Origin of the sequence: Paenibacillus apiarius (assembly GCF_017052585.1) — a bacterium.
Lineage (GTDB): Bacteria > Bacillota > Bacilli > Paenibacillales > Paenibacillaceae > Paenibacillus_B > Paenibacillus_B apiarius.
This window is the reverse complement of sequence record NZ_JAFFHZ010000001.1, coordinates 421,789-438,819: the sequence shown is the minus strand read 5'-3', so window position 1 is coordinate 438,819 and position 17,031 is coordinate 421,789. Positions and strand designations below refer to the sequence as shown.

Below are 17,031 nucleotides of genomic sequence, written 5' to 3'. Positions count from 1 at the left end.
TCCAAAGTATGCCGATATCATAATTAATACTTGATTGGATATTTATTCAATTTAAGAAGGAGAATTGGACACCGGCGTTAGGAATCAGCAACATCCGAAGAGGGGGAAATTCCAATGAAGCATCTGGACGAGAAGATTATCGAGCTGGAAAAAAGGAAGAGAAATGCGGAGCAGCGGGATAGCCATGAAAAACAAGCCGCCAGGCAGGAAGCAGCTGCGGAGCGATCCGCGGAAGCCGGACAGCAAGCATCATACGCCGAGCAGGAAGCAATCTGGCAGCAGGAGATTAGAGAAGGGATGCGCAATGGCCGTGTCGATATCAACGGCTCCCTGGTGGAATTCGAGAAGCGCGGCTTCTTTCAGCCGGCGCTGCGCTTTTTGTTCCCGAAAGACTTTCTCATCTGCACGCTCGATACCGAGCAGCAGAAGGTGTTCCAGAACGAAGCGCACGCAGTGAACGTCATCCTGCAATATACCGATCATCCCGGGCAAGCGATCGATATGCAGGCAATGAAGCCCGAGATGATCCGGAACATGAAGAACATGGAGCTGAACACAGAGTGGGTGGACGATGGGGCGAAGGAAGTGAACGGGCAACGAATCCACTATTGCTCTTTCATGAATCCGGTGGCGCAAGGGAAGGTTTTTAACTTTTTATTTTTTGTGGACGCAGGCCGGAAGCGCCTGATTGGCAACATCAACTGCAACGGGAAGCACGGCAAGCTGTGGACATGCATCGCACAGGAAATGATCGATTCGATGGAGGTGGCGAACGGATGAGTGCCACTCTGTTGTCCTATCAAAATGTGAGAGTCGCTCCCTTTGATCATATGCAGCTGCTGGAATTGAGAATGATTCAGCAGGTGAATGAACACGGCAAATTAACCTTTTCGGGCGTCATTTCAGAGGAGCATAAAGATAACGATCTGTACACGCTCAATGAACAGACGCCGGTTCAAGTGAAGCAGATGATGGAGCAGGGCGGAGAGCGGGTATTGTTTTCCGGAATTATTACCGAAATGCGCATCGAAAAATCGCGTGATGTCTATACCATCCAGGCGGAAGCATGGACAAGCTCCGTCATGCTGGATGTCCGCGTGAAGAGCAGATCGTTCCAGGATGCGTCGATGAATTACGGCCAGCTTGTCCAAAAGATAGGCAAAGATTATTCGAACTATGATGTGAATTACACGGCGGATAAAAATCCCGGCATCGGAAATTTGGTCATGCAGTACAAGGAAACGGATTGGGCATTTCTGAAAAGGATGGCGTCCCGCCTTGACACAGTGGTGGTGCCCGCCGAGAAGTTCCAGGATATCAAGTTCTTTTTCGGGTTGCCCGATACCGGCGCGGTAAAGAAGCTGGAAGAGTTCAATTATATCGTCAAAAAGAAGCTCGCCGATTATATGACCTATCACACAAACATCCGGCCGGATGCTCATGAGAGCGATTTCATATTTTACGAGGTTACAACCAGCCAATTGCTGCAGTTGGGCGATGCCGTCGACTTTCAGAAGGCGCGGCTGTATGTCGGGAAGGCCGTTTCCACGATGGAGAAAGGCGCGGTCACGCACACTTATACCATTACGACCCGCAAGGGCTTGAACCGGGAACAGCCCTATAACGATGCCATCAGGGGAGCTTCGGTGGGCGGAACAGTGCTGGCGATTAACAGAGACAAGGTAAAGGTGCGGCTGGATATCGATAAAGAGCAGGATGCCGGCAAGGCATACTGGTTTCCCTACTCTACCGTATATGCGTCCGCAGACGGCAGCGGCTGGTATTGCATGCCCGAAGCGGGCGACAGCGTCCGGGTGACATTTCCGAGCGAGCGGGAAGAAGAGGCGTTTGCGATCAGCTCCGTCAATTCATATGCGGGAGAGCCGCCCGGTTCAACGCTGCAAGGCGCTGGCGGAGGCGGCGCGGTCAGCGGCTCCCAAGGCGGGGGTTCCCAGGATCGGATGGCTGATCCGAACGTCCGGTATTTTCGCAATTCATCGGGCATGGAGGTGACGCTTGCTCCCAATCATGTGCTCATCTCCGCGAGCAACGGACAAGCGACGATTATGCTGGATCAGAGCGGCTCGGTCACGATTGTCGGGCAGAACGAGGTCTCGTTGACATCCAAAGAGAACGTGACCATCCGGGCGGATAAGACGCTGATGATGACGGCAAGCGAGGAAATCTCGATAGAAAGCCAAAAAGGCGGAAAAATCGTGTTGAATAGCGGGGGAAACACGGAATTGAAAGGCACGGAAGTATTTACGAACTAGACGGGCAATAGGGCGCTCCGCGCAGAAAGGGAGATCCGTTGTGACAAGAGACGAGGCGCTGCGGCATTGGCAGCAGACTGTGGTAGCCGATAAGCGCATGGAGCAAATGTTGGCTCTCCATCAGGTCGTGATGACGGAGAGGGAGAGGCTGGCTGATGAATTTATCGAGTCGTTCAAGCGAATATGCGTGGAAATCCGCCGCTTGCAGGATCAGAAGCGGAAAGGAAAAATCAAGTACATCCAATTTGCCGTTCTGCGCAACCGGATATTGAGCGGGGATCACCGCTGCCGGATTGATGCGTATGACGGGCAGTGGTACGGAGATGCGGAGGAATGCGCCGCCGAATATGACGCAGGATGGATTTTGACTTACTTGGAGGAATTCGCAAGCTGTATTTCACAAAAGAGCAGAATGTATGTCGGAAAGATTTCGCCCGCCGACGTGGCGTCCATCATTCGGACGGAGACCGTGTGGTATATGGCTTATATGATTAAGCTGGCCAGATATGCGATGAAGCAAGCGGTTCGCACCGCCGAGTTCGCCGCCATCGACAAAGAAGACGAGCTGTATGTCCACGTCGGAGAATACAAGGATCGGAGCGAACTGGTATACAGGCACGATGCAAGGGTGAAGGAGAGCCGGGAGCTGCAGGAGATGTTCTCCGCCGGCACAAGAACCGAATACGTCTATGAAGTGTTTAGCGGGTTGGATTTCAGCGGCATGTATTTTAAATTGTTGAACTTCAGCTTTGCGGATTTCTCCGAAAGCACGCTAGCCGGCAACTTATTATGGGGCTGCGCGTTCATCGGCGCCGATTTCGGCGGCGCCAATCTGGAAGGAGCCGATTTGAACAACAGCATCGTTCATGGCGCGAGCTTCAGAGGAGCCAATCTGCGTAATTGCAAGCTGGAGGAGATACAGGCGGGTTTGACCTTTCCGACGCAGGAACAGCTCCATATCCCGCCATTCATGGAGACATGCTTTGCGGGCGCCAATCTGGAAGATGCGAGCTTCAGGGGAGCCGATGTCCGAGGTGCGGATTTTCGGGGGGCGGTGTTGAAGAATACGAGCTTTGCGGATGCGGATCTGGAAGGGGCGATGTTTTTGGCGGGGGATGTGCAGCATCTCAGCCTAAGCGAGGCGCAATTGCAGCGTATCTTGATCGCCGAGGCTTGATTAGACGGAAGCCGCGCACGCAAATGGGAGGAGCTATGGAATATTTCATCATTTCACAGGATGAGAATGTGGACAACATCATCCGGTTTGCCGGTTTGAAATCGACCAACAAAACAATCGAGGTAATGCCGGAGCAGGCGGACGACCTTAATGACATGACCGTGGTGTTTGTGGAAGGCAGCGCGGATAGCGTCTATCCCGATTATATCGGCAAACCCGTCGTGCTTGTGGCGGATGGACTGAAAAAGGTGCTGGAGCTGCATGATCCGGGGCTGGCATTCAAGTGCGCCGTCCTGTCGAATCCGCAGCACAGCATGCAAAAGATATATTGGCTGCTGCTCCTTCCCCGAGTGGACTGCTTGTCGGAGCGCACGGAATTTTATAAAACAGGCGCAGTCAAAAGCATCGTAATCGATCATGCGAAGGCTGCCGGGCATGCGATCTTCCGGGTGCAGGGACTGCTTGAGAAATGCGTCATCATCAATCTCGATGTCGCTGAAAGCCTGTTACGAAGAGACTTGCTGGGCTTTCGGCTGGAACAGGTGGGCTGCTGCCGCGCGCCAGAGCAGGCGGTGTCCGAGGCTGGAGCGGAGCAGTCCGAGTAAGGCGGTTTACGGAAAAGGAAGACAGGAGGGGATTGCAATGGAAGAAATGATGGATGGTGGAGGCGGCGAACAGAAAGAGCCCACATATGTCGTGCATGGCGCATATTGCGCATGTTCCCAAGGAACGCGTCCGGCCCGGCTCATCGTCCCCGCCAGCCACGGAGACTACATCCATGATCAACCGCAATTGAATGTCGAGGATCGCGTGCCGATGACGAACATCAGGCCGTTCGGCTTATGCCAGAGCACGCAGAATCCGGATGTGCAGGCCGTAATCGATGCGCTTCCCCCTATGCCCAAGCAGGAGGAAGCAGGATGGTTCGCCAGTCTGTTCATTAAGAAGGAAGCGCCGCCTCCAGAGGAGGTTCCGGCGCCCGTGTGCGTCGCGATGTGCGTTCCGAACGTGACGATGCCTTGGCAATCAGGGAAAGAGAACGTGACGATCGGGGGGAAAGACGCGCTGCTGAGCACCTGCACGAATACATGCGTCTATGGAGGAGTCATCACTATCATCCATGACGGGCAGAGAGAATAGATCAGTCTGCGGGAGGAGGGAAGGAAGAGAATGAGGATTAGATACGCGGGGTTGATTCTCGATATTCAGGTTGATCTGCACAGCCTGACCGGACTTACCCTGACCAGAGAGGTTAATGAGCATGTGCAGCTTCAACTCAGCGCGATCATACCGGAAGAGAAGAAGGACAGCTGCATCCACGAGCTTGAATATGGCGCTCCGGTCGTCCTGTATCAAGAGCTGGAAGATAGCGGAGCGATGAAAGAGCAGAGCAAGCAGGGGGGAATTCTCTTTCATGGCATGATTCGCAATGTGGAAATCCGGTGCGTGCGCAGCGTATATATGTTGGAAATTGATGCCGTATCCCATACATACGCATTGGATATCGAGCGAAGGAGACGCTCCTTTCAACGGGTGGATATGACCTACCGCGAGGTGATTGAGCAGGTTCTGCAGGCTGAGCCGAGCGCTTATTTTCAGGATCATGCTTCTGAAGATGCGGAGATCGGCGGGGTTATCGTGCAATATGATGAAACCGACTGGCAATTTATTAAGCGGCTGGCGTCGCATTTCGAGGCCGTGGTCGTGCCGGATGCCGCCGCGGGAGCGGCCCGGTTCTCGCTGGGCGTGTCAAAAGATCATGAGCCTGTCGAAGTAGCGGACGATCATTATGTCATCCGGAACGACTTGCGCCGCAGCCTCCTTGCCCGGAAGAACGAGAACCCGGGACTGCAGGATACGGATTTCATCAGCTTCGAGGCGGATGCGCAAGCGATGCTTCCGCTGGGGGGACAAGTGAGCTTTGGGCGGAGAATGTTCGTTATCCGTAAAGCAGAGGCGGTCGTGAGGGACAGTCTGTTTCGGCATACGTATACCTTCTGCACGGCCGATGGCGTAAGGCAAGGCTCTATGGCCAATGCCCGGATTCAAGGAGTGTCGCTTGAAGGTAAAATTACCGAAATTTCACGAAATAAAATCAGGCTGCATCTTGATATCGATCCTGTGCATGCGGGCGGCAACACGTGCTGGTTTCCTTACTCTACCGGCATAGACAACCAGATTTCGTACTTAATGCCGAAGCCGGGGTCTCAGGTCAAGCTGCATTTTCCGACGGCGAATGAAGGAGAGGCAATCGCGATCGGATCGGTCAGGAAGGGAGCGGAGCAGAGCAAGTACGGGCATAAAATGTCCGACCCGCAGTCCCGCTCCCTGAACAACGACACGGGCAAAGAAATGCGGCTGACCGCCCAAGACATCGTGTTCAGCGCCAATGACACGGGCAGCATCAAGGTGCGCCTGTCGGGGGACGGCATCGTGGAGATTGCCTCCGATACCGACTTGTATGTGAAGGCCTTGGCCAACGTGGCGATTGGAGAGAGCGCAAGCGCCGCTGCGGATACGGACGCGCCTCCGGCCGTGCCGAAGCGGATCGCCCTGACAGCGGGCGAAGATGTATTCATCAGCCGCAGTCCAGGGGAGTTCGTCGATCCTGCGCATGCCATTGCCATTCAGGATATGACCTATGTGATGGCTGCGAAAATCATCTATTTGGGCGAGCCGGGCAAAGCGCCGGCAGAATCGTTCGATGACAGCGCGCAGCTTGCCGAGGACGCCGAATTGATGAAGGAGGTTAACGATCAGGCGCTGGCCTATCGGGAAGCCTGCATCGCCAAGGCGGAACAGGCGAAGAGCAAATTCGGGTTCGGCGCGATCGCCTTGGTGGTCGGCGTCGTTGCCGTAGCGGTCGCCACCGTGGCAACGGGGGGCGTCGCCCTTCCCCTCATAGTCGGCGTTGCCGGAACCGTCTCCGCCGCCGTGGGGGTCAGCGAGATTGCGGAGGGGCGGGAGGATTTCGCCAAGGCTCAGGTGGGCGACCTGTCCCAATCCCACAACTTCATGCGGGATACCGTGCTCGGCGGTAATGAGGAGCTGTACAATATCGTCAAATACGGCTCGGTGACCATCTCCGTTCTGGGCGGGGGCTTCATGCTCGGCGGAACGACCGTCCTGACCGGCGGATTAACCGGCGGGGGCATCAATACGGCGATTACGGCGATATTCGATCCATACGATCCCTTGAATGGCAGTCAGACAGGGGAAGGCTTCTTTGGTCATTATTTGAAGAGCTTTTACAACGGCGCACTGGCGGGAACGATCTCTGGCGGCATATTGAAAGGGATACCGTGCGGATCGGGGATGCTGACCCAGTTCGGAGGCAGATATACGGCGAGCTTCGTCTCAGCGAACGTGCTGGAGATCAGCAATACCGGCGGCGTGGATCTATTCGGCAACGCGGTGCGAAGCGTCTTTGGCGCGGCGTTCTCTTTTGCGGGAGGCAAAAATCCGTTCGGCAAATACGGAGCGGCGGTAACCGGAGATATGACCGGGGAAACGGCGATGCAGCTGTGGAAAAACGGAAATATCGATACAGCAACCTTTTTGAGCCAATTAAAGATGTCTTTGATCAGTAATGTGGGCAATTTGGTTACCAAGGGAGATCCGATCGATGTCGCCAAAGGAAGGTTCTACCTGCAAGCGACCGACCTGGTCGTCCATGATATCGGAGAGACGCTGGAGCTGACCCGAAGCTTCAACTCGCGCAATCCATTCGTCGGCGTCATGGGCAGAGGCTGGCTGTTTGCCTTTGAGAGCTCGCTGACCCGGCTGGAGGACCGCATCTTTCTCATCTGCACGGACGGGCACTATGAGAGCTTTGTCAAGCAGGGGAACGCCTGGATGAACGAACGGGCGGGAGCGCTCGATTACCGCCTGATCGAGGAACCGGCAAGAGGCCGGTATATCGTCAAGCATCAGCGGTTGACCTGCGTCTATGACGGGGCAACCGGACGATTGGAATCGATCAGCGACCGCAACGGCAACCAGACGGCGCTTGCCTATGACGATCAAGGCTTGCGCTCGTTGACCACGCCGGGCGGCAAGGTGCTTGCCTTTACATGCGAATACGGTAAAGTTATTAAAATTACGGACAACATCGGCCGCAAAGTCGAATACCGGTATGCAGGCGATCTGCTCATCGGCGTAACATACCCGAATGGGGGCGCAGTCGCGTACGCTTATGATGAGGAGGGGCGTCTTCTTTCCATCACCGATCAAAATGGCCACACCTATGTCCGCAACGTCTACGATAACGCAGACCGGGTCATCAGGCAGTATGATTACGAGGACAATATGACGGAAATCGCGTATGACGAACGGGCAAGACTGACGACCTTCACGTTCCATGCGACCGGAGTCGTGGAGAAATACAAATACAACCGCGATTATTTGGTCACTGAAATTCATTATGATGACGGGACCCATGAAGCCTATACGTATGACCAATTCCAGAACAAAGACAGCCACACCGATGCAAACGGGGCGGTCACGCGCTGGGTGTACGACGAATACGGCAATCTGCTTAAGGAGACGCATCCTGACGGCTCGCAGGTGCTGCACCGGTACGATGGCGATCAGAACCGGGTTGGAACGACGGCGGGCAGCGGCAGCGAAGCCGTCTATACCTATGACGAACGGGGCAATCTGCTGGAGGAACGGACGCGCATCGATGATGCGGATTATGCCGTCACCACGTATACGTATGACGCGCAAGGGCTGCTGCTGAGCCAGACGGATCCGGCGGGCCATACGACAAGCTTCCAGTATGACGCGAAGCATACGGATGCGCCGACTCTGGTTCAGGATGCGGAAGGCCAGCAATTCCGGTACGGCTATGACGATGCGGCTCGCATGACGAGCATTGCAACCTCGTATGGCAAGGTGGAATTTGCCTACAACGCGGTGAATCAACGGACGCGCATCACCGATGCCGCAGGCAACACCACCCTCATGTTCTACGATCCGATCGGGAACCTGATCAAGAAGGTGCTGCCGAACGAATATGTTGAACGGCTGGGCAACGGTGAAGGGACGGAGTACCGCTATGACTTCATGGATCGGCTCATCCGGACGACCGATCCGATGCATAATGAGCGCCGCGTCATGTACGACATCCATGACAATCTGGTGAAGGAAGTCAACCCGAATGACTACACCCGCACGGCCGATGACGGAGCGGGTATCGAATACGTATACGACCATAGGAACCGCCGGATTAAAACCTTGTACCCGGACGGCGGGATTGCCCGCACGAAATACGACGCTGCGGGGAATGTAATCAAGACGATCGATCCCGAGCGGTATAATCCCGAGATCGACGACGGTCCGGGCACGGAATACGCCTATGACGCGATGAACCGTCTGGTTCAGATTACGGACCCGGAGGGCACCGTCAGCAAGCGGTTCCTGTACGACAGCGCCGGACGGATGATCAAGTCCATCGACGCCAAAGGCTGGATGAGCGGGAAAACGGATGAAGAGCGCTTCGGGACGTTGTATGCGTATAACCGGATAGGCTGGCTGACCGAGAAGCGGGAGCCGGTGGAAGCTTCGGACGGCGCGATTTTGTACAAGCTGACTCTGTACCGCTATGACAAAGCGGGCAACCTGCTCGAAGAGAGACGGACGCCGGAGCATGTGGGCGCAGCCGGATACGCAAGCAGGTACAACAGCATCCGCTATCGGTATGACAAGCTGGGCCGGGTAATCCTGATCTATGACGATACCGGCGCCGAGGTCCGCTACACGTATGACTGCCTGAATCAGAAAACATCCGAGCGGCGCAAGCTGAGCGCGCACAAAGAACAGATTACCCGCTATGAGTACAATGCGGTGGGACTGCTTGAGCGCAAGCTGGATCTGATTGATGCCGAAGACCTGGCGGAAGGCGCGCCGGCCAGCGGCGGGGAGAAGATTGCCGCAGTGACTTCTTATAGCTATGACCGGAACGGCAATATGATCAGGCTAGTCACGCCTGAGGGCTACGAGACCGAGGCCAGCTACGATATGGCCGGGCGGTTGATTCAGATAAGCCGCCGCGAGAGCAAGCGCGCCAAGGCGAGAAGCGTTTACTTCAAATACGACCGGGCTGGCAATGTGCTGGAGGAGACGGATACGAACGGCAACCGCGTCACCTATGACTATGACGCGATGAACCGGCAGATCCGCATCACCGGCAAGCGGGGCGAGACGACGCGGCTGTTTTACGACAAGACGGGCCAAGTCATCAAGCATGTATCGCCGAATCAATATCATCCGCTTACCGATGACGGCCAGGGAACGGTCTACCGCTACGATGCGTCGAACCGGCTGACGGAAGTGCTCGATGCGTATGGGCACATCGTAGAGCAGAACCGGTACAATCCAGCCGGAGAGTTAATTCGCAAGCAGAGCGAAGGGCTCGGCGTCGAATATACGTATACGATTGGCGGCCGAGTGAAGCAGATTCGCACCGCCGAGGCCAGCGCCCGGGGCAAGGTGAGCCAGGAATACACCTACGACGCGGCTGGCAACATAACGGGCATCGTGGACGGCGAGGGGAACGCGACCCGGCATACCTTGGATGCGTGGGGCAACATTAAGGTGCTCACCCGCGCGGACGGAAGCGAAGAGCGGTACAGCTATGACCGTGCCGGAAATATAACAAGCTCGACGGACGGCAACGGGCATACGACCTTGTACCGTTACAACAGTCTGGGCAAGCTGGCCGCCATTGAGGACCCGTCGCAGCAGGCGCAGGTGTACCAATACGACAAGCAGGGCCGCTTGGCGCGGCACATCGACCGCAACGAGCGCGTCATCGAGTACGCATACAACTTCGACGACCAATTGGTCAAGCGCAGAGAAGCATCCAGCGGCGCGGAAGAAGCCTATATGTACAACGAGGACGGCACCTTGAAGACGGCGGTCAACGCGCATGTGCGGTATGACTATACCTACACGCCAGATGGCAAGCTGACGGCGAAGTATATGTGCGAGCCTCAGAACGGGAGCCTTCGCGAAGGGAGCCGGCCGAAATGGTTCCAGGGCACGCAGTCCGGGCAAGGCGCAGACGGAGCGGGCGGCCGAGGCGGACAGCCATGGCCAAGCGGTGTGCACGGTCTGGCCGGACTCGGCGCGCGTAAAGTGCTGGAATATCAGTATGACGCAGATGGAAACATTGCCGGATTAACCGATGCTGCGGGCAGACATACGGAATACCGCTATGATAAAATAGGCCGTATCGAGGAAGTGCTGCAGGGCCGGGATAGCGTAGCGAGATATAAGTATGGCGAAGGAAACCGTATTGCCTCGATCCTGTATGGCAGCGGCGTCAACGTCCAATATGGCTATGACGGGGACGGCCACATGACGAGCCTGCGGGCGACGAGTCAAGAAGGCCGGGACCTGATGCGGCACACCTATAGCTACGACAACAACGGCAACCAGATTGCCAAGATGGAGCAGCATCAGCTCACCCTGTACGGCTACGACCGTCTGAACCGCCTGCTGGAGGTGGATTACGGCAGCGGAGCCCAAGAGTCGTTCAGCTACGACCGGGCGGGGAACCGCATTCGCCGCGTGTTGGACGGGCAGACAACGAGCTATACCTACGACAACCGCAATCGGTTGTTGACGTTCTTGGAAGAGGATAGTCGCCAAACCGAGTTCGAATACGATCGCCAAGGCAATATGGTCTCTGAACGATCTGGCAGCGGCACCACGACCTATTCGTACGATGCGTTCAACCGGACCGCCAAGGTGGAGAAGCCGGATGGCAGCCATATCCGCCACTTCTACGACCCCGAGGGGCTGCGCAGCGGCCTCCGTGAGAACGGTGTGACCAGCCGCTTCGTGTATGATGGCTGGAACATGGTCAATGAGTTGGACGGGGATCATAACGTCAAGGCATCCTATGTCCGGGGACATGAATGGCTGGCGCAGGTGGATGGCAGAGGAGATTCCTACTACTATCTGAACAACCAGCACGGCGATGTAGCGCATATCACGAACCGCCTCGGCGGAATTGTAAACAGCTATGAGTACGACGCGTTCGGTCGCACCCTATCCGCCACAGAAGGCATCCCGAACCGCTTCCGCTATGCGGGCGAGCAATTCGATCACACGACGGAGCAGTATTACCTGCGCGCGCGGTTCTATAACCCTGTAATTGCCCGGTTTACGCAGGAGGACGAGTACCGCGGCGATGGTCTGAATTTGTATGCGTATGTCGGGAACAACCCGATTAATTACGTGGATCCGAGCGGGTACAGCAGCCAGTCTGTTGGATGTGGTGGTGGCGGCAAGAAGGAAGGGCCTTATGAGGGGACGGGTGAAGGCAAACCCAATATCTCACAAAATCATGATGAAATTGCACATAGTGGGTATTATAGCAGGAAACAACAAAGAATCGATGACTATCACAACAAGACAGGTAAATGGACACCTTCCAAGAAAACGACACTGCCAGAAGGTCCATACCGAACCGATAAACAGGCTGAACAGGCAGCTATAATGTTAGGGTTTGAAAAAGTTAACGCAGGGAGAGCAAAAGCAGCAGTATTCTATTCAAAAGAACGAAGAGTTTTCATTACTAGAGATATTCCGAGAGGAAGTACAGGTAGTACAGATAATGGTGGGGTGTGGAAAATGGGGCAATCAATTGAGGACTTAATGAGCAGGAAAACTAGGATGGGGACATATGACAAAAACTTGAATCGGATAGGAGACTAATCTTTATGTATTACTGGCAAGTTAGGAAATACCCCCCCCAGAAAGAGGAGGAAAAAGACAAACCTAAGACACCAACTTGGACTTCAATAATAGATATTGGCAAAGTTTATGAAGACACTCCACTTACTATGTCAGAGTATTTGAGTGTAGAAGACAAATATGTTAAGGCTGTCTTGACGTTCATGAATTTTATTCAAGTTCATGAATTAGAGGTTTATCTAATAAATAAACTAAAAGAAACCTTATTTTTAGACAACATTCGATTATATCCAGATTGTTATCCTCAAGGTATCATCGAGTTTTATTACTCACTTAATGATGCTGATATCTTAGCTGGAAAACAAATTGAGTATATCGTTAGATTAGGTATGCGAGAAGATATAGTTTGCCAATTAAGATATAAAGAAAAGTTTTTTGTAAATTTCACCTATGATTATTACATGGATATTGGTAGTTCTACAATTTGTCAGGAAGCAATAAATGAAATAAGAAAATTAGGTTTGTTTATAGATTTATGGCAATGGACATATCATGATAACGTGTGGGAAAAAACTGAGGACACCTGATCCGTTTGTAAATTACATTAAAAACCTTGATTGGCTTCTGCCTTTCGAGGTTTCTTTTTGATAAATCTACACTTACAGAGATTTTAGCAGATAGGGGAAACCTCAACCGAGTTCGAATACGATGGCCAAGGCAAGATGGTCTTTGAACGATCTGGCAGCGGCGTCACGACTATTCGTACAACGCGTTCGGTCGCATCCTATCCGCCACAGAAGGCATCCCGAACCGCTTCCGCTATGCGGGCGAGCAATTCGATCACACGACGGAGCAGTATTACCTGCGCGCGCGGTTCTATAACCCTGTAATTGCCCGGTTCACGCAGGAGGACGAGTACCGCGGCGATGGTCTGAATTTGTACGCCTATGTCGGGAACAACCCGATTAATTACGTGGACCCGAGCGGGTACAGCAGCCAGTCTGTTGGATGTGGTGGTGGCGGCAAGAAGGAAGGGCCTTTTGGAAAAACTGGTAAACCTGATTTTTCTAAACACCATGATTATGTTGCTCATGATGGATATTACAATCGTAAAGAATTTCGTTCAAATATAGCAAAAGCTGAGTCTAGTGAACATGGTTTTAAACATATAAAAGCAAAGACTGAAGATGAAGCGTTACGTTTTAGTGAAACAGGGGATAAACACGCTCAGTATTTACCAACTATTAAGAATAAAGTACTTGAAAGAGAGGCACTGCAAAAAGGATTAATTTTTCAGGATAGGAAAAAAGGAGCTATTTACTTCTTCTATAATGTTGGAAAGAAAGTAGGGTACGACCTAGGAGACGAGACTACTTGGATACGTGCAGAGTTAACTTCTGGAGGGGTTTACCATGGTCATCCGATTTCTTCAAAAAGGTTAAGTAAGTATATTGATAAAGCTTTAACAAGAGATGAATTTTTTGAAAAAATACTTAGGGAGTGATAAAATGTCTATTTTTGATGATCCACCACAATTACAGCCGTTGAGAATACCTTCTACTTGGTTAGTTACTTACAATGGTTTTCTTGAAATAGATCCGAAGGAAGTATCGCCAGAAGACGATACATGGTTAAGCTTTACTCAGGATTTATTACAACTTGAGCATAATAGATATAATATTATCGTAGACCTAGGTTGGTATCCTGAAGCTGAGCCTGAGGGAGAGTATGGATTAAAACTTATAAAAGAAAAAGACTGGGAACGACCTATTGGATCCTTAAGTACAAAAAATAAGGATGAGGTAGTGCACACAATAGAGATGTGGTTGTGGAGGGTTGGAGGAGGAGATTTTTAAAAGAAGCCTATAATAAAGGAGCCGTCTATCGAATACTTTCATTAGGACTTCCTTCTTTCAAATTAAGATGAGTGAAAATTTAAACCAATAAACCATACACTTCTAACCTGACAAACACACTAGATAAAATGGAAGGCTTATTCCAACTTGTAAATCAAGGGGGAATAAGCCTTTTCGATAACGGAAAGTTCTCAACCGAGTTTGAATAAGATCCCGGTGGTTTGCGCAGCGGCCTGCGCGAGAACGGCGTCACCAGCCGCTTCGTGTACAACGGCTGGAACATGGTCAATGAGTTGGACGGGGACCATAACGTCAAGGCATCCTATGTCCGGGGACATGAATGGCTGGCGCAGGTGGATGGCAGAGGAGATTCCTACTACTACCTGAACAACCAGCATGGCGATGTCGCGCACATCACGAACCGCCTCGGCGGAATCGTAAACAGCTATGAGTACGACGCGTTCGGTCGTACCCTATCCGCCACAGAAGGCATCCCGAACCGCTTCCGCTATGCGGGCGAGCAATTCGATCACACGACGGAGCAGTATTACCTGCGCGCGCGGTTCTATAACCCTGTAATCGCCCGGTTCACCCAGGAGGACGAGTACCTGTTTTTTGCAAGTGAAAAATGCTGAGTTTTGCTGCGAAAAGTGCCAGGCTCCCTTGCCAGCCAAAGCATTACTGCGGAATGCGTTCCATTGCCTGCTTGAGGCGGAAACTCTCGCCTGTGAACGAGAGAATATGCGCGTGGTGCACGAGACGGTCGACCAAGGCTGACGTGAGCTTAGTATCCCCAAATATGGAGGTCCATTGGCCAAACTCCAGGTTTGAGGTTACAATCACGCTCTGCTGCTCATAGCAATCGGCAATAACGTTGAACAGGAGCTCCGAGCCGGTCTGGCTAAAAGGGACATAACCGACCTCATCCAGAATAAGCAGCTCCATCTTTTTTAGTTTTTCCCGAAAGCGGCTAAGCGTACCGGCTGCGAACTTCTCCTGCAGCACCGCGACCAGATCGGAGGCACGGTAAAATTGCACCGCATGCCCTTGCCGGCAAGCCTCAATCCCCAGCGCCGTCGCCATATGCGTCTTGCCCGTCCCCACCGCACCCATGAGTAGCAGATTTTCTTTGCGCTTCAACCATGCCATCTCCCGCAAAAGCTCCAACGTGCTCTCCCCGGGAAACGTAATGTGCTTGTCCACGTATCCGTCAAAGGTCTTCAGGTGCGGGAATCCGGCTTGCTGCACAAGCTTCCCCAGCTTGGCCCGTCGCCGTCCTTCTCGCTCCGCCAGAAGCAACCGTTCCACCAGTTCGTTCATCTGCTCGTCCCGGTGCTGCGCCACATACTCCACCACATGGGCCAGTCGAAGCTGTCGGCACAATTCTGCCAGATCGGTCCGCATATCAGCTCACCCCCATCAGGCGGTCATAGCACTGCAGGGATGGGCCGCCTTGCGTGCCAGGCGGCGAAAGCGTCTCCGTCCACGTCGCCGGAATATCCCGACTCGCTTGCTTCAGGCTCAAAGCCGCCGTCAACTGGGCTACGGTTGCCTCGCTGCCCGACGCCTCCAGCACCTGCTGAATCTGCTCTACTGCACACGCCACACCAGTGAGCCAGCGCCTGCAGCCGTTCCTTGCGCACGGTCAGGTCGGTCATCCCGACGTATCGCTGAATCGACTCCGGCAGCATGCGAATGAACTGCGAATGGGTGACGCTGCGCGGTTTGCGCAGCAGATTGGAAAACACCTGCACCCACGGAATCTCGGCGGTGCGCCCCGTATACGGCCGCGGCACCTCCCGTACCACCTGCTGCTGTTCGGTCAGGATGACCAAGCGATCCCAAAACGTCTGGATCAGCACCTCACGGCCTGGCGGAACCAGTCCCGCCAATGGAATCGTCGTGCCTTCGGCTTGAATTTCTCCATACTTGTTCACCATCGCCGCGCTCATGCGGAAGGCTTCATAGCCCGTCTCCGGTAAGGTGAGCAGCTCTCGGCGGTCGGCCTCCCAGAGGTCGGCGATTCGCTCTCCCTTGGCATAATGAGCGCGTTCCCGGTCCTGCCGAGCTTGCTCGGCAAGGGTGGCCGCCAGTTGCTCCTGACTCTCATAGGCCGGAATCGGCACTGCCCAGTTGCGCTTAGCATAGCCGCATTTGCTTTCTACATGTCCTTTTTCATGGCCGCTGTAGGGATTGCAAAACACCGCCTCCATCCGGTAATGAGCGCAGAAGCGCTGAAAGCCTTCCGTCAGTTGCCGCTCGCCGTGCTTCTCTACATGCACCACCGCAGCTGACAGATTGTCAAACCAGATGCGCCGGGGAACGCCGCCTATTTGCTGAAAGCATTGCTTCATGCCTTCCAGAAAGCATTCCTGGTTTTCCGCCGGTGTGGGATACACAAAAGCCGCGTTGCTGTAAGGGAACGACACTACCAGTAGCTTGTAGGTCAGCAATTGCTGGTGCTGGCTGACCTGAATGGTCGTGAAGTCCACCTGTGCTTCTCCGGGCGGGTGCTCCAGCCGCTCGTAAGATTTAGCGCGCTCCAATTCCATTTCGCTTTTGCGTCGCTTGACGTAGGCGAGCACCGTTCGTTGTCCGCCTGCAAATGCATATTCCGTCTGCAGTCGCTGGAAGATCCGAACGCCGGTATGCCGCTGTTTGCGGGGGAGCAGCCGGTCTTCCTCCAGCCAGGTGTCGACCACCTCCATAAACGGGCCCATTACTGGGCTGTGGCTTTTGCGCTTGCGAAGTGCGGCGTTCCAGTCGTCCTGGTCGGCATAACGTTTGGCCGTTCGCCAGTGAATGCCCACCTGCCTTGCGATTTCGCTCACTGAGCAGCCTTCTGCTTCGCGTAAAAATTTGATATACTCTTGTTGGGGCATTTTCAGCATCCTTCCAGTCTCCTTCGTCATGTTCTCAGCAAACCTAACGATAGGAGGATATTGGGGTGCTGGCAAGTGCCTCTTTTTTGCATTTCACTTGAGCATTTTTACGCTGCAATTTTCGGCATTTTTAGTAT

General features: G+C 53.6%; 12 protein-coding genes. 10 read left to right on the top strand and 2 right to left on the bottom strand.

The window, feature by feature from the left end:
• The first annotated feature begins 114 nt into the window (after positions 1-114).
• From JSQ80_RS02100 to JSQ80_RS02055, 10 genes are all read left to right on the top strand, one after another.
• The gene (locus JSQ80_RS02100; RefSeq protein WP_206094169.1) at positions 115-780 is read left to right on the top strand and encodes a hypothetical protein; all 666 of its coding nucleotides are present in this window, start codon (positions 115-117) and stop codon (positions 778-780) included.
• Positions 777-2,273: a contractile injection system protein, VgrG/Pvc8 family gene (locus tag JSQ80_RS02095; RefSeq protein WP_206094168.1), complete on the top strand. Its 1,497-nt coding sequence runs from the start codon at positions 777-779 to the stop codon at positions 2,271-2,273. The genes JSQ80_RS02100 and JSQ80_RS02095 overlap by 4 nt, the downstream gene beginning before the upstream one ends.
• Before the next feature lie 40 nt (positions 2,274-2,313).
• Complete coding sequence (locus JSQ80_RS02090; protein ID WP_206094167.1) at positions 2,314-3,450, top strand: pentapeptide repeat-containing protein; 1,137 nt, start codon at positions 2,314-2,316, stop codon at positions 3,448-3,450.
• Positions 3,451-3,485: 35 nt separating this feature from the next.
• Positions 3,486-4,055 carry an imm11 family protein gene (locus tag JSQ80_RS02085; protein ID WP_206094166.1) on the top strand — a complete coding sequence of 190 codons (570 nt, stop codon included), beginning with the start codon at positions 3,486-3,488 and terminating at the stop codon, positions 4,053-4,055.
• A 37-nt stretch (positions 4,056-4,092) separates the two neighbouring features.
• Complete coding sequence (locus tag JSQ80_RS02080; RefSeq protein WP_206094165.1) at positions 4,093-4,590, top strand: DUF4280 domain-containing protein; 498 nt, start codon at positions 4,093-4,095, stop codon at positions 4,588-4,590.
• A gap of 30 nt (positions 4,591-4,620) precedes the next feature.
• On the top strand, positions 4,621-12,177 hold the full coding sequence (locus JSQ80_RS02075; protein WP_206094164.1) for an RHS repeat-associated core domain-containing protein: 7,557 nt from the start codon (positions 4,621-4,623) through the stop codon (positions 12,175-12,177).
• A gap of 5 nt (positions 12,178-12,182) precedes the next feature.
• On the top strand, positions 12,183-12,743 hold the full coding sequence (locus tag JSQ80_RS02070; RefSeq protein ID WP_206094163.1) for a hypothetical protein: 561 nt from the start codon (positions 12,183-12,185) through the stop codon (positions 12,741-12,743).
• 149 nt (positions 12,744-12,892) lie between these two features.
• A complete protein-coding gene (locus JSQ80_RS28875; protein ID WP_336245832.1) occupies positions 12,893-13,660 on the top strand; it encodes an RHS repeat-associated core domain-containing protein in 768 nt (255 codons plus the stop codon).
• Positions 13,638-14,012 (top strand): hypothetical protein, encoded by a 375-nt coding sequence (locus JSQ80_RS02060; protein WP_206094162.1) that lies wholly within the window; start codon positions 13,638-13,640, stop codon positions 14,010-14,012. The genes JSQ80_RS28875 and JSQ80_RS02060 overlap by 23 nt, the downstream gene beginning before the upstream one ends.
• A gap of 281 nt (positions 14,013-14,293) precedes the next feature.
• Entirely contained in the window at positions 14,294-14,647 is a 354-nt protein-coding gene (locus JSQ80_RS02055) for an RHS repeat-associated core domain-containing protein (protein WP_206094161.1), read from the top strand.
• A 43-nt stretch (positions 14,648-14,690) separates the two neighbouring features.
• On the opposite strand, the gene istB is transcribed toward JSQ80_RS02055, so the two are convergent.
• A complete protein-coding gene (gene istB / locus JSQ80_RS02050) occupies positions 14,691-15,416 on the bottom strand; it encodes an IS21-like element helper ATPase IstB (RefSeq protein WP_206094160.1) in 726 nt (241 codons plus the stop codon).
• A 23-nt stretch (positions 15,417-15,439) separates the two neighbouring features.
• On the bottom strand, positions 15,440-16,903 hold the full coding sequence (istA, locus tag JSQ80_RS02045; protein WP_206094159.1) for an IS21 family transposase: 1,464 nt from the start codon (positions 16,901-16,903) through the stop codon (positions 15,440-15,442).
• Positions 16,904-17,031: the final 128 nt, after the last annotated feature.